At 40.8% G+C, this 24,095-nt stretch carries 18 protein-coding genes; 7 read left to right on the top strand and 11 right to left on the bottom strand.

Going from position 1 to position 24,095, the window contains the following annotated elements; all coding sequences use genetic code 11:
* Positions 1-270: 270 nt before the first annotated feature.
* Together AACU32_RS37605 and AACU32_RS37600 are read right to left on the bottom strand one after the other, a co-directional pair.
* Entirely contained in the window at positions 271-2,004 is a 1,734-nt protein-coding gene (locus AACU32_RS37605) for a helicase HerA domain-containing protein (protein ID WP_096607323.1), read from the bottom strand.
* 384 nt (positions 2,005-2,388) lie between these two features.
* A complete protein-coding gene (locus tag AACU32_RS37600) occupies positions 2,389-3,180 on the bottom strand; it encodes a glutathione S-transferase family protein (protein ID WP_096607322.1) in 792 nt (263 codons plus the stop codon).
* Between the two features lie 1,021 nt (positions 3,181-4,201).
* Between AACU32_RS37600 and AACU32_RS37595 the strand changes: the two genes are divergently transcribed.
* Positions 4,202-5,080: a fasciclin domain-containing protein gene (locus AACU32_RS37595; RefSeq protein ID WP_096607321.1), complete on the top strand. Its 879-nt coding sequence runs from the start codon at positions 4,202-4,204 to the stop codon at positions 5,078-5,080.
* A gap of 232 nt (positions 5,081-5,312) precedes the next feature.
* On the opposite strand, the gene AACU32_RS37590 is transcribed toward AACU32_RS37595, so the two are convergent.
* Positions 5,313-5,696 (bottom strand): nuclear transport factor 2 family protein, encoded by a 384-nt coding sequence (locus AACU32_RS37590; RefSeq protein ID WP_096607320.1) that lies wholly within the window; start codon positions 5,694-5,696, stop codon positions 5,313-5,315.
* 676 nt (positions 5,697-6,372) lie between these two features.
* On the opposite strand from AACU32_RS37590, the gene AACU32_RS37585 reads away from it, so the two are divergent.
* Positions 6,373-6,858 (top strand): molybdenum cofactor biosynthesis protein MoaE, encoded by a 486-nt coding sequence (locus AACU32_RS37585; protein ID WP_096607319.1) that lies wholly within the window; start codon positions 6,373-6,375, stop codon positions 6,856-6,858.
* 1,253 nt (positions 6,859-8,111) lie between these two features.
* Positions 8,112-9,671 (top strand): serine/threonine protein kinase, encoded by a 1,560-nt coding sequence (locus AACU32_RS37580; RefSeq protein WP_096607318.1) that lies wholly within the window; start codon positions 8,112-8,114, stop codon positions 9,669-9,671.
* A gap of 457 nt (positions 9,672-10,128) precedes the next feature.
* Here AACU32_RS37580 and AACU32_RS37575 read toward each other — a convergent pair whose 3' ends face one another.
* The 7 genes from AACU32_RS37575 to AACU32_RS37545 form a co-directional block, all read right to left on the bottom strand.
* On the bottom strand, positions 10,129-10,326 hold the full coding sequence (locus AACU32_RS37575; protein WP_096607317.1) for an NblA/ycf18 family protein: 198 nt from the start codon (positions 10,324-10,326) through the stop codon (positions 10,129-10,131).
* A 971-nt stretch (positions 10,327-11,297) separates the two neighbouring features.
* Complete coding sequence (locus AACU32_RS37570) at positions 11,298-12,029, bottom strand: Stp1/IreP family PP2C-type Ser/Thr phosphatase (RefSeq protein ID WP_096607316.1); 732 nt, start codon at positions 12,027-12,029, stop codon at positions 11,298-11,300.
* An 18-nt stretch (positions 12,030-12,047) separates the two neighbouring features.
* Entirely contained in the window at positions 12,048-13,733 is a 1,686-nt protein-coding gene (locus tag AACU32_RS37565; protein ID WP_096607315.1) for an AarF/UbiB family protein, read from the bottom strand.
* A gap of 242 nt (positions 13,734-13,975) precedes the next feature.
* Entirely contained in the window at positions 13,976-14,302 is a 327-nt protein-coding gene (locus AACU32_RS37560) for a DUF6825 family protein (protein WP_096607314.1), read from the bottom strand.
* A 198-nt stretch (positions 14,303-14,500) separates the two neighbouring features.
* Complete coding sequence (abc-f, locus tag AACU32_RS37555) at positions 14,501-16,114, bottom strand: ribosomal protection-like ABC-F family protein (RefSeq protein ID WP_096607313.1); 1,614 nt, start codon at positions 16,112-16,114, stop codon at positions 14,501-14,503.
* Positions 16,115-16,771: 657 nt separating this feature from the next.
* Positions 16,772-17,236 carry an EVE domain-containing protein gene (locus tag AACU32_RS37550; protein ID WP_096607312.1) on the bottom strand — a complete coding sequence of 155 codons (465 nt, stop codon included), beginning with the start codon at positions 17,234-17,236 and terminating at the stop codon, positions 16,772-16,774.
* Between the two features lie 122 nt (positions 17,237-17,358).
* A complete protein-coding gene (locus AACU32_RS37545) occupies positions 17,359-19,011 on the bottom strand; it encodes a Ppx/GppA phosphatase family protein (protein ID WP_096607311.1) in 1,653 nt (550 codons plus the stop codon).
* 251 nt (positions 19,012-19,262) lie between these two features.
* On the opposite strand from AACU32_RS37545, the gene AACU32_RS37540 reads away from it, so the two are divergent.
* The 3 genes from AACU32_RS37540 to AACU32_RS37530 all read left to right on the top strand — a co-directional run bounded on the left by AACU32_RS37540 (position 19,263) and on the right by AACU32_RS37530 (position 21,533).
* The gene (locus tag AACU32_RS37540) at positions 19,263-20,144 is read left to right on the top strand and encodes a 4-hydroxybenzoate solanesyltransferase (protein ID WP_096607310.1); all 882 of its coding nucleotides are present in this window, start codon (positions 19,263-19,265) and stop codon (positions 20,142-20,144) included.
* Between the two features lie 226 nt (positions 20,145-20,370).
* Positions 20,371-20,964, top strand: coding sequence for a hypothetical protein (locus AACU32_RS37535; protein WP_339378595.1), 594 nt, complete (start codon positions 20,371-20,373; stop codon positions 20,962-20,964).
* Between the two features lie 80 nt (positions 20,965-21,044).
* On the top strand, positions 21,045-21,533 hold the full coding sequence (locus tag AACU32_RS37530; protein ID WP_096607308.1) for a TIGR00725 family protein: 489 nt from the start codon (positions 21,045-21,047) through the stop codon (positions 21,531-21,533).
* Positions 21,534-21,537: 4 nt separating this feature from the next.
* Here AACU32_RS37530 and AACU32_RS37525 read toward each other — a convergent pair whose 3' ends face one another.
* The gene (locus AACU32_RS37525) at positions 21,538-22,473 is read right to left on the bottom strand and encodes a LysR substrate-binding domain-containing protein (protein WP_096607307.1); all 936 of its coding nucleotides are present in this window, start codon (positions 22,471-22,473) and stop codon (positions 21,538-21,540) included.
* A 905-nt stretch (positions 22,474-23,378) separates the two neighbouring features.
* Between AACU32_RS37525 and AACU32_RS37520 the strand changes: the two genes are divergently transcribed.
* A complete protein-coding gene (locus AACU32_RS37520) occupies positions 23,379-24,002 on the top strand; it encodes a hypothetical protein (RefSeq protein ID WP_096607306.1) in 624 nt (207 codons plus the stop codon).
* The last annotated feature ends 93 nt before the right edge of the window (positions 24,003-24,095 follow it).

Raw genomic sequence — 24,095 nt, 5'->3', positions numbered from 1 at the left:
CAGTATGAGTTCTACTTTTATTATGATACGACAAATCTAGTGGATAGTAAAGTAGCCCAGATAAATCTTTTTATTATAGGGCAAAGTGGTTTGTTTGGCAAAAAATTTGAACTTCCTTTCGTGTGCTAACTATATCTATAGTGACGCGAAAACCTCTGCTTCTGTTGCCGAGCAGTAGGGAGATAACCGAACTGATTATTTGTGGGATGTTACGACAGGGGCTGGGGAACTAGCAGAGGAGGCTGTTGACTGTTGACTGTTGACTGTTGACTAAAAACCCAGATCCGCCTTGGCTAGTTCAGCCGCAGCGAATAATTCTGCGTCTGGCTTTTCTGACCAAGCTGGATCGCCAATTTCTGCATAAAAAGTTGCATCATAAGGACGGGTACGGACTACCACTGGCATGGGGACGGCGTGACCTAAAATTAAGGCTTGTTGCTTAGAATCCAACTTTGCTAATACCGATCGCAAACTGCCAGCACCAGAGACTCCCGTAAAAATTGCATCAATGTCTTTTTCGTCGTTGAGCAAAGCGGTGATGCGAGTCCCAATTTGGGACATAACTTCATTATCTATGCCCGACGGGCGTTGATCAACTACTAGAAGTGTTACGAAATATTTCCGCATCTCCCTGGCGATTGTCCCAAAGATTGTACTTTGAACGATCGCGGGGTCAAGAAAACGATGGGCTTCTTCAATGGTAATCACCAGTTGCGTGGGGCGATCGCTGATATTCCCACTGTGCAAAAATCTTTCGGCTTTGCTGACGTAACGCTCGTGAATTCTTCTGGTGATCATATTCGTCACCAACATATAAGACAGCATATCCGACTGGGAGCCAAATTCTACAACTACGTGCTTACCGGCTTCGAGCGATTGCAAAATTTGATCGATGTAATTATGGGGACAAGCGGCGCGCATATACTTTAAGTTATCCAGCCGCAGCAGTTTACGCTGTAATGACATGATTGAACCTTGATGTCCGCGCTTTTCATCGCAAAACAGCTTGATTTCTTCGTTATTCATATTCAATAACTGCAAAATCCAAGCTTTACCAAATTCTGCATATAAAATATTCGCGTTATCTAAGGCGGCTTCCGATAGTCCTAAATCACGAGAGCATAACTTGACATCTTCAATTTTAATTTGCTCATAACTCAAATAAAGTTCTTGCGCATCTCGCACACCCCGGCGCTTTGTTGATTCCGGATCGAGGGTATAAACTTCTACTTTACCGGGAAATAATTGCTTTAACCCTTTAACTGTACTATATTGCTTGCCCTCACAGACAGCTTGCCAGCCGTACTCGGAGTGCATGTCAAAAATTAAATTTACCGCCGCGTTTTTCCGGACTATCCCGGCTAAAACTAAGCGTGTGAGAAAGGATTTACCTGTTCCCGATTTCCCAAAAACTCCGTTACTTCTTTCGACAAACCTGTCTAAATCAATACATACAGGCACATCCATATCTAGAGGTTTACCGATGGAGAAGTTTTTCCTTTGGGTATCATCTTCCCAACCAAAAACGCGGCGAAAATCTTCTTCACTCGCTTCATACACTTGGCTAAAGTGGCTGGGAATAGTTTTAACTGGAAGTAATTCCATTGAGGTACTGGTTTGTGGCACAAATGAAGCCAAACCAGTCATCGATGGTACAAAAGGATTGGCAGATTTACCATTAGTGGGAGAAAAAGATTCTTCCACTTCTTCTGGGGTAAACATTAACATCGGCGCAAGATTAATCGTACCGTATGTACCACTTCCTGCTAAGACTTCCCGTAAAAAAGTATCTTCCCAATGAGGAGGATCGGCAATAATGCGTGCATTAGCAGTTCCTAGCGCCACATCTGTCAGCATACAGAAAAAGCGCGATCGCATCCCTTGCACAACTAAAAACTTACCCACCCGCATATCTTCAACAGAAATATCAGGGTGTAATCTTACTTCTAACCCTCCAGTGAGAGAGCCTTGGGTAACTGAACCTAAAGGTTGTCCAGAAATCATCTGATTAGTTATATCAATATTGGGCTGAGCTGATGTTGCATTTTAGTTGTAGAGTTCAAGCTTGCGACGAAATTTTAGCACAAATTGTCAATGGTCAATAGTCATTTGTCCTTTGTTATTAGGACTAGTCTTTTCAATGTGGGTAAATTTTGCTCAAAAAATCTTTTTTTAATCTCTCATCTCTGTGTATTCTATTTTTTCAGTTAAATAAAATACTTTTTAAACCGCAGAGTACGCAGCGAAAAGTTCCTCGAAGCCGGGTTCCCCGGCGTAGGAAACTTTTCAAGACAGAGGGCACAGAGAAAAAACAGATTTTACGAGTCACTTTGAAAAGGCTAGTCTAGTTATTTAACCAATGACAAATGACCATTGACCAATGACTAATTACTCAATTTGAATTGAAGTTGGTCTGCTGGCTGAGGGAGAAGTCCCAATTAACGGTTTCCGGAATTGGGCATAAAGGCGATCGCGCCACTCAAAGAATGGTGCATAATCGGGATTATCTGCTATAACTGGTACTCCTTTTCCTTGTAGGCTGGCGGGTAAATCTAAATAAGGCCCCTCAGGAAACTTTAATAATATCGATAATCCCGCCACTGCTAAGTCAGCTAAACTCGGCTCATCTCCTAGCAAATAAGGACTATCGGCTAATAATAGCGTCAGTGCTTCTAAGTCTTGCTTTAAATCTGCGATCGCAGATTTGATCACATCTGGACTATAACCTACCCCAAAACCCAACACTGTTAATAAATCGCGGGGTACACCTTCAATGAAATTTTTCAATATATCTGGTGTAGAGGTCGGTAATAAAGACTTGCGAAAATTTTGGTCTTGACTAATAGCCGCAAATAGTGCTTTACGACCTTTGATACCTATCGACTCATCCGCCCATTCTTCTATCAATAAACATGCACCTCTTTTCTTCGGATCTGTCGGTATCAGTGGACGTTCAGGATACTCTAAGTCTAAATACTTAGCTATTTCTGTAGAATCAACAATATATCTACTACCATCTTTCAACACTGGTACTTGCTTTTGACCAGTGAGGCGAAATAGCTCTACCTGTCCAATTCCCGGTGTCACCTCTATTTTGCGGTAATCTAGCCCTTTATAATCCAAAATTAACCGCACTTTTTCTGAATATTGAGATAGTTCCCATTGGTATAATTCCAGCATCTTGTCTACCCTATAACTAGTGAACTGAGCAATTTTACAGCGCAAAGTGTGTCAGTTGCTTTCGATCTGGTTTAATGCCTTCGGTGTAGGCGGTCTAAATATATGTTTACCACTGACTACTGACAACTGACAAAATCAATGAATGAAGAATCCTCGCACTTCTAGGGCGGGGAGTGTCAATAATTGTATCTTCAGTTTCAGTAATCGCTTTGTTAATTCAATTGATAGAAGACTCAACTTAATTGCCAACAGAGTTAAACTTTCTGGTTTTTTTTGGACAACCCATAAGTGTATCAAAAAATTATTTCTACAGGTATGCAGTTATCAAATAATTAAATTGCTTCCGTAGTTATGCATAACTTAACCTAACATCTTCTGGATGAATTTGCACCCATTATTTTCATTTTTCCGAGATCTGGATTGCATCTCAATAAGAATCTTGACTCCTTCACTAAAATAGTGTATAAAAAAATACGATTCTTCTAGAATTTAAAAGTAATTTGCAATCTAAAGTCGCCTGATTTTGATTGGAAAAATTTCCCTGTAGACCAACTCGTGCATTCTGAATCTTGGTGTTGTACAATGACTAATTTCAATCAAATTCAGCACGATCAGAAAGTTAATTAGGTAAAGGACTTCCAAGTAAAAAAATATTCCATTGCTATTGTTCACTGTTGAATGTTAACTGTGAACCGTCAACAGTCTGTAGGAGCGGGTTCTCTCTCGATATTTACACAGAAAACAAATATGTCAGTTAAACCCACCCGTACAACAGTCAACGACTTTAACGGAATAATTTATTTTTTGGAGTTCCCTAACTTAACTGGATAGACATTACCTGCATCTCAAAAATACCTTGCAAATGTTGATACTATAAATTTTGGCTCCATCCATCATGCCCACGCAGCATGATTTTGGCTAATTTTAGAGAAAATTTCTTACTTCTGAGGTGAGATTTTGTGCGTAACAAAATGTTATAAGTCTTTATGTAAGCTGTGCAAAATAAAAACAAACAAAATTTATGAAGGCAAATTACAATCAATTGCTGACAAATCTGGCAGGTATAGTCGGAATAGCAGGATGCAGCCTCTTGATTACATTACCATCTCAAGCAAAAGAGGCAACAAATCCCAACCCCAAGATTTTTAGCGAAGCCCCCTATAACCGTAGTCAACGTATAGATGCTAACGCTAACTATGCACCTGTTCAGCCTACAGAAAATACAGCAAAAGGCACAACTTCAAATGGAAATTTGGTAGCACAGAAGCCTGCTAAGAGGGGTCTTAATCCTAGCCCAAGTATTTTTAATGAGCCTCCTTATAACCGTGGTAGTCGCACTACAGGAGGTGAAGTAACTCCTCCTCCAAGCAATACCCCTGAACCTACACCCAGCACACCACCGACAACACCCGTACCAACAACACCGACAACACCCGCACCTAATCAAACTCCACCCGCAGGTGGTTCCAGCAATAATACCCAAGGTAAGACTTTGGCAGCACTGGCTGAGTCAAATGCTTCATTTACCACTTTAACTAAGGCATTGAAAGCAGCTGGATTAACAGCAACTTTAGAAGGCAAAGATAATTTCACAATTTTCGCACCCACCGATGCAGCCTTTTCTAAATTGCCACAAGATGCAGTCAGAGATTTGTTGAAGCCTGAAAATAAAGAAGTTTTAGTCAAGATATTAACTTACCATGTGGTACCGGGTAAGGTACTATCAACTGATTTAAAATCTGGCGAAGTCAAAAGTGTTGAAGGCGGAGCTATCAACGTCAAGGTTGATCCTGCTACTGGCGTGACGGTAAATGATGCCAAAGTAACTCAGGCAGATATTACAGGTTCTAATGGCGTTATTCACGCGATCGATCAAGTAATTTTACCTCCTGACTTGTAATTGCATAGCAGAGATAAATTTATAATCTGCACGATTTTTTGTTGAGTGGAAACTGATGGTTACATTACATTTTTGTATCCACCCGACGCAACAAATTCACTTTTAATAAAAACCGTTCAAGCTAAGTTTGAACGGTTTTTTATTTTATTTAGTACAAAGATCTACATTCTAAAATCTATTGACTATTGACTATTGACTATTAACTATTGAGCATCAAGATTTGGCGATCTAACTAACGCATAATTGGGCTACCGTGATGATGAACCAAATACCATTTTCCACTGAGAAATTGGAATACATTTGTAGCTATTGATTGCGCTTCTAGCCTTCTACCATTAACGACTTGGAGAACATTTTCGACCACCACAACATAAGCGATATTGTCAGCTACTTCTGTAGCCATGATATCCAAGTTAATTTCTATATAAGCAGTGTTTCTAAATATCTGTTCCCAAGAGGCGCGAACCTGCTTCCAACCCCGCAATATACTGCTTCCAGGATGAATACAAGTACTACCAGTTCCTTGTGACCATAAAGCACTCATTGCTTCAAGATCTTTTTTTTCAAAAGCTCGATAAAAAGCTGTATTAACGGCTAAAATTTCCGATGTCAGCATGAAGGATGAAGGATGAAGGATGAAGTAGGAAATACCTAATAGATAAATCTAGAGGCTATAAATCAGAATACATTTTTATTTCCCATCAAGGAACTGAGGTGTTTGTATCCATTTTTGGATGATGAAGTATAAATTGTTTAATTTTTTATATTAATAGTTCAGAATTTTTCAGTTATATAGAAAGAAAATTATTATATCATGTTCGGCTCAATAGCAGGCAATTGCCAGCGATGGGTAGACGCTGCATCAAGTTTTATTAGTCCTGAGGAAAACCTGTCAAAGTGCAAAGTCTAAGCGCCAGTTTCGGGTGATCGCCCAGCGTCAAGGCTTGTGTTAAGGTCGCACGCGATCGCCAACGTCTATACTACGGGTTCTCCCTGAGGAGTACGACAAACAGAATCTTGTAGGGACATCCAATTTTTTAAATACCACCAAAATTTGTAGTGCGAACGCCAGAGCGTGTCCGTAAAGCCTGCGGCATAGCTACGCTTAGGGCGCAGCCTCCCGCCCTTAAGGACAAATGTCTCGCGAGGTGGTGTTCATTCATCGAGCTTTTCGGCTCGCACTACGGAATATCGGTAATTTATTTTTTGTAAGTCCCGTAACAGAGGACAAATGACGACCCAAGCCAGTAAACTTTATTTGTGCTGACTTACTCATTGATATAAACTCTTTTATGACGAATACACTGGACTTTCGCGTTCAAAAAAGAACCGAAGATAGCTTTGCTATTACTCTTGCACCTTTGTCTATTGAAGAAATCTACACCAAAGCTAACGATCCAGCTAATGGTGCAGTGGTGTTGATGAGTGGTATGGTTCGCAATCAAACTGATGGTAAGCCTGTGGTTTCCTTAGAGTATCAAGCATATGAACCAATGGCATTACGTGTATTTACGCAAATTGCAGCAGATATTCGCTCCCTGTGGCCTGATGTCAACCGAGTGGTGATTCATCATCGAATTGGACGTTTACAGGTTGGGGAAATTAGCGTTTTGGTAGCTGTAGGTTGTCCCCATCGGGGTGAGGCTTTTGAAGCTTGTCGCTATGCTATTGATACACTAAAACACAATGTACCGATTTGGAAAAAAGAATTTTGGCAAGATGGTTCTAGTACCTGGGTAAGTATTGGTGCTTGTGAACAGTCAGGAGAAAATTGTTAAAATTTTTGAAGTAATTGCTGATGTCGGTGTTGAGGAAAAGCGGAAAAAGCGATCGCATATAACAGCTTTATCAGCTAACAAAAATGACCCCACCAGGAGGTCAATAATTGTTGAGTTGAACTAATTAACAGCCGCTATTGCACCACAATCAAGGATGAGGACTAGGTAGCAAAAAATCTGCAATCTTCCCTGCACAGGCTTGATATTTAGGTGTTAACAATAGCAATTATCAAACCTATACAGGGTAAAGCTTTTTTGTTATAGTTGTAAATTATAATACAACTATGTCCGAATATTCAGAGTTCGTAAAACCAGAAACGAAAAGCTTTACAAACAAAAATTATCCTTGATTTTTAATAATTGCACATAGTTTATAAAACATTTTTTTCATCACGTCACTAGGATAGATGCGGAACAATTGCATTCTGGACAAAGTGACAATCATTATGTTAATTTCATCATCTGTCAAGTAACCATCGGCAGCAACAGAAGCTCAAGCGATCGCTGCAAAGGCTTCTACTGGTCCTAGAGAAACATTGTCTTGTGTGCGTAGGTTAAAATTATTTCCAAATAAACCCATAGGAACAAAGTTTTAATGCTACAACCTTAGGATTCCCACATCTCGTCTTGATATAACAACGAGTAAATTGTAGTTTCTAATCAAGACAGTCCTAGGAAAAATTTTCATGCTCATGCATGAAAAATCAGGAGGATGAGGGGGACAAGGAGAGAAGTCTGAGCGGAGGCTTCCTCCGATCAGAACTTCTCCCAAGGGGAGACGCTGCGCGAACGGAGGGACAAGGGAGACACGGGGACGCGGTGAAATGACCAATGACAACTGACTATTGACAACTGTTATTTTTTTGTTTGAAATTGGGCATTCTTATAATAACTATGCCAATTAGGAGTTGGAAGTTAGACTATTGCACTTGAAGGTCATCACAAATGGATAGCAGCAGAGAATAATTTGTAACTCTAATTGCAGCAAAGGATGACTCGAAAGTTCTTAGTGCAGCACCAACCTACCACTCTGAGTTCGCGGCGATTAATTTGCCTTATTTGGGCAATAGTTTATGTTTTGCTACTTGCTTGGGTAAAATTGGGCACAATAAATCATTGGTAAAGTCCAAAATGATGGAAATATCAGAGTGAATCTACCAGTTGCCTTGGTTTAAGCAAACTGTTAAACCCTTAAAACCTGTCTTTTAAACAGGAATCACCTACAATTGTTGGACATTGGAGCCAAATTTTCTATGTCAGCAGATCCCAACATTGGTCGCTTACTCAGCAAACGTTACCAGATGCAAGAATTAATCGGTACTGGCGCAATGGGCCGAGTTTACCGTGCTAAGGATGTTTTGTTGGGAGGAGTACCTGTAGCCGTTAAGTTTCTGGCGTTGTCCATCCAAAATGAAAAAATGCGATTGCAAGAACGTTTTGAGCGAGAAGCCAAAACCTGCGCTTTGCTTGGGCAAAAAAGCATTCACATTGTCAGAGTGATGGACTATGGTGTAGACGACAGGAATACGCCCTTCTATGTTATGGAATATTTGCAAGGGGAGAGTTTGAGTCAGATTATTCGCCTACAAAATCTGACTGTACCAAGATTTTTGAGTATGGTGCGTCAAATCGGTCTGGGGCTACAGTGCGCTCATGATGGTATCCCAGTTGACGGCGCAATCTACCCAATTATCCATCGCGATATCAAGCCCAGCAATATGTTGGTGATTCAAGATCCTAGTTTTGGTGAATTAGTTAAGGTTCTAGATTTTGGAATTGCTAAGTTACTACAGTCAGATGGCAATGTGACTAACTATTATCTAGGTACTCTAGCTTATTCTTCACCGGAACAAATGGAGGGTAAGGAACTAGACAAACGCTCTGATATTTATAGTTTGGGCGTGATGATGTTTGAGATGCTCACAGGTACAATGCCACTAGTACCAACAACTTCTTCTTTTGGTGCGTGGTATAAAACACATCGTACTCAACAACCACTTTCTTTTGCTGAGGCTGCGCCAAATTTGCAATTACCAAGCAAGCTAGAAGATTTAGTGATGAGCTGTCTAGCTAAGGAACCAAGCGATCGCCCTCAAAGTCTCAGTGAAATCCTCAGTACTTTAGCATCAATAGAACATCGTTATCATACAAGCTTGATTGTAGCACCAACTGATGTACCTACCCAGGAGCGTGGAGTTCAATTACAGTTGGCGCAGAGGGCAAAAACTGAGTTAGAATCCCCTGATTCACGAAATGAACCAATCAGTTCCATTTATTCTTGGCCTCAAGATAAGCCAATTGCGGATATCGTATTTCCCCAAATCATCAATACTAATGCTGGCACTTTACCATCTCTATGGATAATGCTCACGCAAGAGGAAATTCAAAAGCGCTTAGTCTGTAAACGCTACAATCAATTTCTGTTTATTCCTGTTCCCCATCCTATGCTGCTGTGGATTACTGCAATCTACAACCGCAAGCATGGCCCTAAATGGTTACCTTACTACCTCGATCTGAAAAGTAGTTTCGGACAAGAAATAACTAATCTCCTAGGACAAACAGGTTACTATCGCCTGTTATTCTTTTCTCGAGAGTCACCAGGTAGCTGTTCTCATGTGCAAATCGCCACTATCGATCCGATGCAATGCCAAAAACTACAAGAATGGGCTACAAGAAGTCAAATTCTGGTTTCAGCCGCTGAACCCCACATGAGTAGAGGTTTGCTCAAACGCGAGTATGAAAAAATTAAACCCTTGATTTTAGCAAGGCTGGAAGCAGTTAATACTAATTCCCATTTTGATCTTTCCGGCTAGATACTAGATAATTTTCTTTGTATTTTACGTAACTTATGTAATATTGAGAGTGCTTTTGCTAAATAAGTTAAGTTTTATTAACAAAAAACTCTATCTAGTTGTAAGTTTTATTTATAAAAAATATAATTAGCTACGGTAAGACTTGTAGAAGCTGCTGTTCATCATAATTTCTACAAATATTACTCTGTACTTAGTCATTAGTACAGTAGATTCGTTGAATGTGCGCAGTGAAAAGTATCCAGTTATCTAACAGCTCAGTTGTTTAGTTACTAAGATGTTTAATTTGAGTGCGCGTGACGAATTTAGCCGTATGGCTAGGATTCTATAATATTGTTTTTAGTTGTTGTCGAATTTTGGTAATTGCCTATCGAAGTTGACGCCCCAGCATCCCCAGCTCCTTTCCTCGTTGGAACCGAGCAAGAGAAGGAGGTCGCCCACTGCGACTATAGAAGAGAATCTATGCCAAAGTGGAGCCTGAATCTAAGCCCCATTGGTGCTTAAGTAATTCTTGATAAGTTGCTTCGCGGACTACCATTTGCTCATAAAGCTTGACCAAAAAGTCTTTAGCTTGATCATGGCTCATATGCTGCACCTGAGTGGCAAATGAGTGGATGCTGAATTGTTGTTCCAAGGACAGTTCGATTGGACCGTTCATAGTTAACTCCAGAAAAACAACGCGTAAAGGTTATGTTGGTTTAGGTTACAGAGGTGCCAATAGCATAATCAGGGGACGGGAGTTCGTTTGACATTTGTTCCTCTGTATTAAGAAAGATAACAATAGTTTGACGAATTTGCCTACACCCTTATGGATTAATTTTGCCCACTGCCTTATGGGTTAGATTTTGGCTTGGTTATCCGACACCTCACTCTAGTGATATACAACGGAAGTCTGCCTATTCAGGCGGATATCCTGAAGTTTGTCTGTTGCTTAACCCTAGGAGGGTTAATAAATGCCCCTTACCTAGCATTTCTTTTAAGATTGTCTTAAGAAGAGAACTAAGGTAAGTGGGTAAATTATTATATTCTCTATAGCGTATTCATGGCAAGATGTCAATCTAACATAATAGGTAAAATCAACCTCGTTGAGGTAAATTTCCAGCTAGAAATAGTTGTATCAAGTTGGAAAAAGGAAAAATGCTCAGGCTGAACAAATTGCTGAGTATATTTACTAAAAACAATCAAAAAGGAACAGGGTTGGGGTAAATACCCCTAATTCGCGTGAATTAGGGGTATAGTATTGCGACGTCACGCCCAGCCCTTTTCTTCAGCGCATACAGCTGGCGAATCGTGGATCTGACACATCAATTCAGATAAAAAAGTTCTCTCGCATATCCGAAATAACGATCGCCCGAACAGGTAGCTACTGGCTCTTGATACAGAGCTTACCTTTGTGGTTTGAATTCTTTAGCCTACGTTCGTCCTTCGCGTAGTGAACACACCATAAGGCTTTCCCACTTTCTTAGGGTAGGTAAGCTCTGTACAATTAGCTGCACCATTATATGGTGACGGGGGAATTACAGCATAAGTGAGGGGACTGATCCCTGTGTTGCCAGTAGTATGCTTGTAGTATTGGACGATCTCACATGAAAAATTACGAATTACGAATTACGAATTAGTAATTAATTGTTATTTTTCCTCAACAGCAACGATCGCGACGGTGATGTTATCATGTCCACCATGAGCTTTAGCCGCCGCGATTAGAGATTCTGCTGCCTTGGAAAGTACAGAGTGGTCTTGCAGACAATCAACAATTTTTTCCTCGACTAGTTCTTCTGTTAGACCATCACTGCATAAAAGTAAGCGATCGCCCACATTCACGTCTAGGGGTTGAACATCGACTTGGTGTAAGTCTTCTCGCCCCAAACAGCGCGATAAAACATGACGAAAGGGATGAATCCGCGCTTCCTCGAAAGTAATGTCACCGAGTTTAATTGCTCTGGCTACCCAAGTATGGTCTTCTGTGATTTGTTCTAACTGGGAATCCCGTAGGCGGTAAAGCCGGGAGTCGCCAACATGGGCGCACCAGGGACTTTCTGGGTCGCGAAAAATCACTACTACAGCCGTTGTACCCATATCAGCACGTTCGGGATGATTTTGCTGATCCTGCAAAATTGCTTCATTAGCCCGCCACAAAGCCTGTACTAGTAATTCCTGTGAAGATTGAGAAGATTGCCAATTTTCTGCTAAATAAGCCTGAATTTCCTCAGTTGCAATCCGGCTGGCTTCCTCTCCACCAGCGTGTCCACCCATTCCATCAGCAACGATGCAAAATCGCTGTTGTGGGTCAATATAGTAAGCATCTTGGTTATTAGAACGAATCAGTCCCGGATCGCTGTGACCGGTGAATTTAAGTTTCATAAATTTTTACTACAAAAACTAATACATACGGTCGGAACGTTCGAGACGTAAAAGTAAGCGAATGAGTAACGCGGCGATCGCTGCTGCAATTAACCCAGCCAAAACTGCTAACAATACAAATTTATTCACCACTAAAATGGTGGCTGAAAGCGTAAATCCACTGATAAGTAGAGCATAGCTAATTCCGATTTGAATATTGCTTTGCCGTCTCAGTAAGCGTTCCGTTTCTAGAGAACGGACGCGCATACGCATATCGCCCCGCTCTAGTTTCTCTAGTGTATCTTCTAATCTACGTGGTAACCCAAAAGCAGTAGTACTAACTTGAACTGCTTGGCGACTTAATTCATTTAGGAAGCTATTGCTTTCAGCACCATTCATATTGGTCATTAGCTGCATTGCATAGGGTTTGGCAACTTCCATAAAATTAAATTCTGGATCTAAGCCCTTGCCAACTCCCTCGAGAGTGGAAAAAGCTCGCATCACAAAAGTGAAGGTTGCAGGAAATCTAAATGGTTGATTATACGCTATTTCGTACAAGTCGTCACTGATTGCGGCCACTGATTGGTTTTCAAAAGGCTTATCCATGAAATTATCCAGCATGTACTGGACAGAACGCCGGACTGGCCCCATATCATCGACTGGTGCGATCGCTCCCAAATCGATCAGTGATTGGACTACGCGATCGCCATCTTTTTGCGCAATCCCAAACAGCGTTTCCATCAGTCCTTCACGGATATTAGACTTAATCCGCCCCATCATCCCGAAATCGTAGAATATTAAATTGCCATCCGCGCTGACAGCAATATTTCCGGGGTGGGGATCGGCGTGGAAAAAGCCATTATTCAGCAGCTGAATTAGGTATGCTTGGGCACCATAACGGGCAATGAGCTTACGATCCAAACCCGCAGCCTCTAAAGCTTCGTATTGGCTAATTTTAATGCCTGGGACGTATTCCAAGGTCAGGACTCGCGAAGAAGTATAACGCCAGTGAATTCTCGGTACTTTCACCCACTCGTAACCGCGAAAGTTACGCCTAAAAGTATCAGCGTTACGTCCTTCATTCAAGTAATCAATTTCTTCCCAGAGAATCCGACAACATTCTTCGTAAATTCCCATCCAATCCCGTCCCCGTCCCCATTTGGGATGGTTTTGAAAATAACGGGCAATTCCCTTAAGAATTTGTAAATCAATTTCAAATAGCTTTTTCAGTCCAGGACGCTGCACTTTAGCAACCACAGATTCGCCAGTATAAAGCACAGCTTTGTGGACTTGCCCCAAACTAGCAGCTGCTAGAGGAATCGGGTCAAAATTCTGGAACAGATCCGGAATTTTCTTACCTAATTCTTGCTGAATAATTGCCTCTACTTGCTCATAGCTAAAGGCGGGTACTTTGTCTTGTAACTTTGCCAGTTCTTCTACATATTCAATCGGAAATATATCAGCACGAGTAGAAAATAATTGCCCAACTTTAATAAAGGTTGGCCCTAAGTCGAGGAGGGTATTACGAATCCAGATAGCTTGTGCTTTACGCCTTGCAGCTTGTTTAGCCTCCGTTATGCCGCCAGGATAACTCCAAGCTTTGTTATATCGCCAAAGCTTGAACATTAAGCTCAAAACAAAAGACCAAATGTCTACAAAGCGCCGTTTACTAGAATAATTTTCCCGATTCCAACGGTAAGCCTTGTCCGAATAACCTTTTTCCATATTTGTTGCGTACCGTTGGTTTTTCACCGAATCACTTGGAAGAAAAGACACTCTGATTCCTAAACTTTTGATGATCAATTGTCATTTGTCCTTTGTCTTTTGTCATTTGTCTATAACTTTTGACTCATGACCAATGACCCTTACGGGTTCGGCATTTGCTACAAGTCGGGGAACCCGCCCAACGCAATGCCTCACCAATGACCAATGACGAAATACGCTTCCCAGTAGATTTTATTCAACCCTTAGACTGAAGTACTACGATACTTCTGCAATTCGGTACGCAATAAGGCGATTTCGGCTCGCAATTCATCAATCATCGCTTGCAAGTCAACAGGCTCAGATCCGCTGGGGCCACGTACTGTAGTAGATTGACCAGCATTAGCAGCGTCTGCGGCTCGATTTGCCCGTTCTAGAACTTCATCTGTGAACTGGCGTAACTGTTCTCTAGCTTCAGCATCAAATTTGCCAAGTTCACTTAAAGCATCAGTCAAAGCGACCTCTAAGCGTTCGTTGACTACTTCAGCGACAGCTCTACCGACAAAAAAAGCTTGCAAAAGGGGGTTACTCATAAATTTTTGTTACGTCTATCCGCAAGAGAATTATAACTTGCTCGTATGCTTTACGGCTTCTACTGTGGAGCTAGATATTTAGGAAGGGGCTAGGGAATCGGGGAACCAGGGTTAGGGGGTAGCGATGAGAGAATGAGGGGGACACGGGGAAGAGGAGAAATAATTTATAACAAATGACAAATGACTATTGACCAATGACTATTGCTGACATTCCAGCAATTCTCGATAATATAGTTCTGGTGTACTTGGTAAATAATTCGTCATTTGCAAAGCTTGGTTACTTAACTTGAAACCTTGAGAAATGTGAATACGGCTGAGAAAATCTAAATCATGGGAAATTACCCAAAGCGCGCCTTGGTACTCATTGATACCTATGACCATTTGCTCAACGGTTTCAATATCCAAGTTATTCGTCGGTTCATCGAGAATTAATAGGTCAATTTCCGAGATGCTGATAATTGCGATCGCTAATCTGGCTAATTCACCCCCACTCAACACCGATGCGCTTTTGTGAACGTCATCGTATTTAAACAAAAAGTGTCCTAGCTGTTGACGCAGCAATTGATAGCTGAGGTGAGGATTCGCAGCTTGCATATTTTCGAGAATTGTCTGCTGACGGTTTACCAGTTCATAGGTTTGGTCGAGGTATACGGCTTTCATTCCTGGCGCGAGTAAAATCTCACCGGAATCCAAAACCGCTGTTTGCTGTTCCATCCCTAAGATGGCTTTGGCGAGAGTCGATTTACCTGAACCATTCGCACCGACAAGCGCAATGCGATCGCCTGAGCTAATATGCAGTTGTATATTTTCTATCAGCAGGCGTTGTGATACCCAAAGGTTAGCACCTTGAATATCAATCAGATTTCTCCGTTTTAGTCCTCTTTGGGCTAACTGGATACTGGTGGCTTTAGCGGTTTTTACTTTTGTTTCGGCAACATTTTGCGTAGCTTTTGCTACTGCCATTTCATGTTTCTTTTTGGCATTTCCAGCTGAAGCTTCGGCTTTGGTTTTAATTAATCCCGCTGACATCCGGTCAATACTACCATTAAGAAACTTAGCACGCCCACTGCGGTGAGATTGGGCGGCGCGTTGCTGTTCTTGCATAGCTGTTGCTTGAGTCCGTTTGAGTTCTTTTCTGGCTACTTCGTGCGATCGCACTGCTGCTTCTAACTCTATTTCTTTTTGTTGGCGATAGTCAGAAAAATTACACCCGTATAGTTTTACACCCTCAGATGTAAGTTCCCAGGTAACATCTGTCACTTGATCCAAGAAAAAAGGCTTGTGGGAGACAATCACATATGCACCAGCGAAATTTTGCAGAAACAGCCTTAAACTTTCTAGCGCCAACAAATCCATGTGGTTTGTTGGTTCATCTAGTAATAGTAAATTTGGTTCTTGAGATAAACCAATAGCTAAAAACAGTTTTGTTAGTTCACCTCCACTCAAGTTAATAACTGGTAAAGATAAATCAAGGTTGGTGTGAAATTGCGCCTGTAAAATTTCCTCAATCTTCCACCATTCATCAGAGATAGAACTCAAAAAATCAAGTACTGTCTCTGCTGTAATTTGTTGTTTGATAGTGCTGATTTGAGGCAAATAATAGACAACACCATTACGCCAAACTGAACCTTGACTAGGGCTAATTTGACCTGCAAGTATCTTCATTAGAGTGGATTTTCCTACACCATTGCGACCGACTAAAGCAATGCGATCGCCCATATTAATATTTATCTGAACTCCTTGAAATAGAGTTCTATTTAAGCCGAGTTCGTAACCTAAATTCTCAGCTAATAAAATAGAATTTTTATGCATATTAATCTCCATCATAGTCAGGAATTTAGTCCTGAAGTTTGCAGCAGGCTTTGTGCTTACTACGAATTCATCACAATTCATCACCCAGACTATTATTTATGGGACACCCATATGACTATCCCCTAAGAGGATGTTTTAAAAGTCCTTTTGTTGGTAGCAAAACGTTTAGATCCCCCTAAATCCCCCTTTTTAAGGGGGACTTGAAGAAGTTTTTCCCCCTTAAAAAGGGGGGACTTGAAGAAGTTTTCCCCCCTTTTTAAGGGGGGCTAGGGGGGATCAATAAGTGCGAAGATACAGCCAACCACTTTTCAAACAACCTCTAAGAAAATAAAGAGTATGGCGCTGATAATTGTTACATCATTGCTTGTTTAATACTTAGAAATACTCAACTACTGCGTTAACAGCAGTTGAGTAGAGTGATGAATTGTAAGTAAGCTTTTATAGCAAGAATGCTTTGCGCGAACTTGCTAATCTGTTGATTATTTTTCTTTGACACGGTTGCTTTCCAGCAACACTTTTTTGCTACTACTTCATGTCAATTAAGTTAATCGAAGCGTTTTTAGGTTTGAGGTTATCTACAGCTTACCACAATCTAATTCCGGACGGCTCTCAATAAAAATTTTTTGTTGCCCAAAATATCCTCAATCTTCGGAGAGCTTATGACAGGGATGAGGTTTTCATTGCTAGAATCTTTTGAGCGACTACTTCAGGAACAGGTATGACTGATAACCGATTTCCTGTTCTCACTAAAAGTAAATCTTCAGGACTAAACTTCTCTTTGAGCGTTGTGAGCAAGATAGGCTGGGTAAAACTCTCAACAAATTCTACAACAACTGTTTGCCAGCGAGGTGATTCAGGAGTTGATTTTGGGTCATAGTATTTGCTGGTTGGCTCAAACTGGGTCGGATCAGCAATACCTGATTTGATAACACGCGCCATCCCCACAATACCAGGAATATTAGTATTGGAATGATAAAAAAATGCTAAGTCTCCTGGTTGCATTTGGCGAAGAAAATTACGAGCTTGATAATTACGAACGCCGTCCCAGATAGTCTCTCCTTGCTGTTGCAGGTCATTGATGCTATAAACCTCTGGTTCTGACTTTATTAGCCAATAATTCATCGATTTTATGGTATTTTATATATCTGGGAATATTTTAATTTTAATTGAAAAGAGTGCCTTAATTGCTGTTAACGCACTCTTTGAAAAAATTCACATTTTGCTGTTCATATTAATTGAGTAATCTATGAGCTAATAGCGAGAGCATAAGGTTCTAAAACAGTAATTAATTTGACACTAAACTCAGCCTCAAATACGGCTTTTTTGTAATCTAAGCTCCAGAGTTCTAAGCCACAATCATCATCAGGATGTGCTGGAAAAACTAGCAAGCGAAATTCTTCGACATGGGGATAGTATTCGCACTGTATCCTTTGAATAGCACCAATTTGCCGCCGATCAAGAGCAACTGCTAATCTTAACATCGCGCTCAATTGGCTGACTATTTGGCGTTGTTGTTTGGTTAACAGATTGCGGAAATTTTCGTGTTTTTTCTTCGGGGCTGATTTGCGATGATATCGGGCTAAATTGGCGATGATTTCAATTTCAGTTTCGGTATAACCGAGTAATTCACTATTGCGAATTAGATAGTATGAATGTTTGTGGTGAGATGAATGGCTGACATAATGACCGCAATTATGTAAGATTGCCGCCGCCCATAGTAGTTGACGTTCTTCTGTACCCCAAAAATGTAATTTATTTTGAGTTTGATCAAATAAACTCAGGGCAAATTTGGCGATGCGATCGCTATGCTCTAAATTGATTTGGTATTTATTTGCTTGTTTGAGTACACTACGCTGCCGAATTGTACTTTGGAAACGCAATTTATCTTCAATTAAACCGTGGGCTAGCATCCAGTCCACGATTACACCCTCACGAAGCGCACGTTCACAGATTGTGACTGACTCCACACCCAAAAGCGTCATAGATTCCTGTAATATTACTGCGCCTGCCAGTATAACTTCTGACCGTTTTTCTGGCATACCAGGTATCACACTTCTTTCGACGTTAGTCAGTTTCCGCAAGCGATTTACCCAATCCCGTAAATCTTGGAGACTTAATTGGTAGCCATTGAGTGTGGAAGGAACATAACCCAATTTTTCCCGGGCGTTAATTAGTGCCAAAGTCTCAATCGTTCCTGAGGTGCCAACCAAACGCGGCGTTTCGCCAAATTTGAGGTTTGCCAATACTTCTTCTACAGAACGTTCTAGCATTCCCCGTGCATAAGCTTGCAGGTACTGAAACTCAGAGTTGCTAATAGGATCAGTGTTGATTAACTCGCTAGTCAAGCGGACTGCGCCAATTTTTGTACTGGTGAGGGTGCGTGGCTCGTTACTATCTCCTAAAATTAATTCTGTGGAACCGCCGCCAATGTCAACAATCATGTGCGGTTGGTTGTTAAATTCCATACCCGACAGCACACCCAGGTAGATGCGTCGCGCTTCTTCTTGTCCAGAAATCAAGTCAACGCTTAAACCTAAATCGACTGCTATCTTGTGTAAAAAATCCTTACCATTAGGTGCTTCGCGCACGGCGCTAGTTGCTACAGCCACAACCGTTTCCGCGTTGAAGGTTTTGGCAACTTTTTGAAAGCGTCCTAGAGCGGCGATCGCTTTTTCCATGATCTCGGATTTGAGATCGCCAGTAGCTAGATCGCGATCGCCCAATCTCACAGTTTCTTTTTCTCTGGCGATAATGCTAAAAGCTGGTAGTGTGGTGTCAATTCTCACTACTACCATGTGCAGAGAATTCGTACCTAGGTCAATAGCCGCAATAATCCGGTTTTGCTTAACTGTCTGAGTCGGAAGGCTCACGCAGTTAGGGGAAACTAAACTTAGCATCTAATTTTCTCTCTGTTAAAGAAAAATATTAAAAACTGGTGTCTTAAGAGCATCAAGGTAGAATTTTTAACCACTCAACCTGATTTCAGAAGATTTACTCTGGTACTCACAACTAAATTGACCTTTTAGGTGTATCTAAAGATGCAAGTTTAGGTTGTGTTTTTACAAATAGCAAATAAAGATATTCTATAGATGTAAAGATGTATGAATTCATCTAGCCAAAGTAATTACTTCATTTCTTCTTCACTTCTATGCTCAGAACGCCAGAAAGCAACTCCGAACCGATATGGCTTGTGATTATTCGGCTTTTGCGGTGGCATAAACCAGAAGGTCGGTTAATTTTGATGATTCCTGCCCTTTGGGCTGTGTTTTTAGCCGCTGGAGGTAAACCACCTTTACCTTTAGTGGGGGTAATTATCTTGGGTACTCTGGCGACAAGTGCAGCGGGCTGTGTTGTCAATGATTTGTGGGATCGGGATATCGATCCAGAAGTGGAAAGAACGCGCGATCGCCCCCTGGCTGCGCGTACACTGTCAATTAAAGTCGGGATTGGTGTGGGAGTAGTCGCGTTAGCTTGTGCAGCCGTTCTGGCGTTTTATCTCAACCCCCTAACTTTTTGCTTGTCGGCGGCGGCGGTGCCGGTAATTTTGTTATATCCAGGGGCGAAGCGAGTTTTTCCCGTACCTCAACTGGTGCTTTCCATTGCTTGGGGTTTTGCTGTATTGATCAGCTGGAGTGCAGTTACTCAAAACATTTCTCCACCAACTTGGCTGCTTTGGGGTGCAACGGTCTTGTGGACATTGGGATTTGATACTGTTTATGCAATGAGCGATCGCGAGGACGATCGGCGCATTGGTATAAATTCTAGCGCTCTCTTCTTTGGTAATTACGCCCCTGTAGCTATTGGCATATTCTTTGCTGGGACGATTGCTTTACTTGCATACTTAGGTATTTTCATCCATCTTCACATTACCTTTTGGATTAGCCTACTAATTGCCACGATTGCTTGGGTTTGGCAGTCAGTACGTTTAAGCCAGCCAGATTTACCTAACCCTGTTTATGGTGAAATGTTCCGACAAAATGTCTGGATTGGTTTTATCTTATTGGCTGGAATGACTACAGGCTCGTTATAATTCGTAATTTATCATTCGTAATTCACGATTCTAGGGGTTGAGCATTGCGCTTGACCCCTATAATTTTTGCTGTCTTTTTTTGCATTCATCCTGAATTACTTCATCGAAATTTTACATATATAGAGTTTTTACGGAAAATAGACAAAGATTTCATCAAGTTTATGAGGCAATATCCGAAATCCTACGGCTTTAGTTTAGTAGTTGGATATATAACGATGAATGTTTTATGTACCCAACACTTACGAAGCGATCGCATCTTGTCAAAATCGCTATGGTAGTTTTATTTTCCCTAGGCAGTCTTGGTATTGTTGGGGGAAGTTTTTTCCTCAAAAAAGCTTTTAGCAGTTCCAGTGAACCTGAGATAGTAACTGATACCTCCCGCTATGGAGAAATACGTAATAAATTGATATCTAATGACTACCAGGTAAAACATTTTCCTAATACAATTCCCAAAGACGCTAAAGATGTACGTATTGCTTATTCTCCAGGTTTTTTACAAGGTGGGAGTTTTTTTCAAATTAGGCTGAAACAGTCACCAGAAAAGATAAAACAATTACTTTCTGAGTATAAAAGTGTTGCTAAACATCAATATCGGGGTGGTAATACAAACGACCACGCCAACCTACCAAATGGAGTGCCAACAACATTTTTTTATACTAGTGACACATCTGAAGAATCTTTTCCACCTAGCTACGAAATATTAGTTTTGGATGCACAAGACAAAGGTAGCCCTGGCTTTAAATGGAATCATGGTAATACCTATGGGGTAGCGATTGACAGTTCAGCCTCAGAAATTGTTTATTGGAATGAACAATGGTAAAGGGATGAGGGGAAAGGGAAAAGGGGAAAGGGAACAAGGGAGTGTGGGGAGTGTACCCAATGACAAATGACAAATGACAAATGACAAAGATAATTGTTGGAGTGATGGGGCCAGGAGAAAAGGCGACAGTAAATGATTTACAAAACGCCTATGAATTAGGTCGTTTAATTGCTCAACAAGGATGGATTTTACTTACTGGCGGTCGAAATGCGGGAGTGATGGATGCAGCCAATAAGGGTGCGAAATCTGCCGATGGTTTAACCCTTGGTATTCTCCCCAGAAACAATCGAGATAGCATTTCTCATGATGTAGATATTGCAATTTTCACAGATTTGGGAAACGCGCGTAATAATATTAATGTCCTCTCCTCCGATGTGGTGATCGCCTGCGGAATGGGTGCGGGAACTGCTTCCGAAATTTCTTTGGCTTTAAAAGCAAATAAGCCAGTAATTTTATTGAATGAGGACGAAGCCAGCAAAGTGTTCTTCAAAAAGCTGTCGCCTGAGAATGTGTCTATTGTTGAGAGTGCATTAGATGCGATCGCCATTGCCAAGGCAATTTTATCCTAGTAGCCTAAGCCACCTGTACATCTTCCTGCATTAGCATATTTTCAAAAGCTATCATGACCCGTGTATGAAACCGTTGACGGTGTTTTAGCTTCCAAATTGGCTGAATAATTTCTAATTTTTTGATAGATTGTTTTTGCGGATTGGTAATTTGGACAGCGTGTAAAGTCCCTAGTTGTAATTCTTTTTTCACCATTAACTCTGGAAGTGCAGCCGCACCAACACCACTTTCTACAACTGCTTTCACCATTTCGCTAGTGTTTAGATTAAGCACAACATCGAGTTTGCTGGGTTCAATTCCCCAACTTTGTAAAGCTTGAGCAAATATCTGCTGTGCGCCAGAACCGGATTCACGCATCACCCAATTGGTGTTGAATAATTCATCTAGATAAATCTCTGTAAGTTGATACCAAGGGTGAGATTTACCGACAACAATTTGCAGGCGATCGCATCCTACTTGGGTTTTCTCTAAAGATTGCTGTAATGATGCTTTAATGTCTCCTGTCACCAACCCCAAATCATACATACCCACAGCAGTTCCTTCACAAATTTCTTCAGCATTTCCCAACTGACAATTTATAAAAATGCCGGGATATAACTGCTTAAATTGGCTAATTTTTTCGGGTAGCCAATAGTTACCAACTGTGAGACTTGCGCCTATTTTTAACTCTCCCCGTTGTAGATTATTTAATTCCTTTAAGCCACGTTCTGTTAACTCCACATGGTCGAGAATTTTTTGTGCCTCACCCTGTAATAATTTACCAGCATCTGTGATTTCAATATGACGACCAATGCGATGAAACAACCTGACACCATATTCTGTTTCCAAGCTTTGGATAGCAGCACTGACTGCTGGTTGAGTGATATAAAGTGATTCAGCCGCACGGGTAAAGTGCAGCATTTCCGCCACAGCTAAAAAAATTCGCAACTGTTCCAGCGTCACTTCGCTTTGCTCCGAATTCAAAATTCAAAATTCAAGGCTTCGGCTTGCAAGAGCCTTGACCCTGAGCGTAGTCGTAAAGCCTGCGGCATAGCTACGCTTAAGGCGCAGCCTCTCCGTTCGCGCAGCGTCCCGTAGGGAAGGAGAAGGGTAAAAATTCAAAATTTAAACATAAATAAATCGTGCAGCAGTTATTTTGAACGCCTTGAAAGGATTATACGGTAATTTTAGCGGAAATATGTAGATAACTGTAAATGTTTTTAATTACCTATTTGCAGTCATCGTTGCACAATCATAAATTTAGTCTATGGTTTTGACAAAAAAGTCTGTTTGCTCTTATTGATTGGAAGCCATAGAGTGAAACTATGCTTTTATCGCAGTGCTATTTGATATATGAACAAAAAGGACAAGGGAGACAAGGACAAGAAATGTTTGTAACTTTTACACCGATTGCCATAGCACAGACTCTTTAGTCAAGGAAATCACTAATTAGATAGATATTACATCTGAACTACAAATGGTCAACACTTGAAACCTTGATCTCATCGATACAGATGGTTAAGAGTTACTACTCTAGAGGAAACACGACGTACTCATGGGCGAATTACTGACTGCTATTCCCACAGGGCTTACTGCTTTCGCGAAAGCTACTCTCTAGAAAACCCTAATTTAGTTGTCATTAGCTGTATAAATATTGGCGCTTTTTTGTTAATTTTGCGACAAAATACTTAGGAAGAAAATTAGGGATTTTCTTTGGGATCATCGGAATCAGAAATTTTATCCAGAGTCAAAAAAAATGAGCTTTCATTTGAGCCAACTGCATCAACAGATAGATGCAAAAACTGTAAATTAATACCTAAGCTTAGGTAAATATTATCTGAAAAATCTAAATCTTCTAGGAAATAAACATGAATTTTTTCAAAAATACTCTTGTCAAAATTACTCTTGTTTGCTTGTTAGTGCTAGCAAACTTGATGATTGCACAACCATCTTGGGCAGGAAAAAAATATGCTCAAGACCCAGACTATATAGAAATTACAAAATCACTAGAATCTGCTTTACAAGATAAACAAACCCAAGGCTCTACACCAGAGATAGAACAGAAAATTTCTAATTTAAAATACCAAAAGTACATTTTGCAAACTAGTGAAGATGCTGTGGGAATTTGTCGCAATGATACAGATAAAACACTGTTAATCTACGGAGAGAAATCGAAAAAATCTACTTCAACTTACGATAATGAATTGTATCTGCTCCCCAGTGGTGTAGAAACTGATGATGAGTGGGACTGTCAAGGTGTTTATCTTCCTGCACAAGCAGCGACAGCAGAGCAAGCAGCTATACCTGCTCAAGCTATTAAGATTGTTCATGGAACTCAGTTAGTTGCTACAACTAACCCCCAAACTGGAGAAATTGAATTTAATATCCCACCTGCCAAAGTTTTCCAAGCTGGTGAAGTTAATTGGTTGATTCCTGAAGATTTACAAGCGGCGCTAGATGCTGGAATTACCACTGCACAAATCAACGATTAAATAACTGGCATGGATTGAATATGTCAATGAAGTCAAAATCGTAAATTAAAACTATAAGTCAGAACTTTTCTGGCTCTTTTTTTATATTTATAT

The organism is Calothrix sp. NIES-2100 (assembly GCF_963875285.1).
GTDB lineage: Bacteria > Cyanobacteriota > Cyanobacteriia > Cyanobacteriales > Nostocaceae > Aulosira.
Note: the sequence above shows the minus strand (reverse complement) of the source record. Positions and strands in the feature narration are given on the sequence as shown.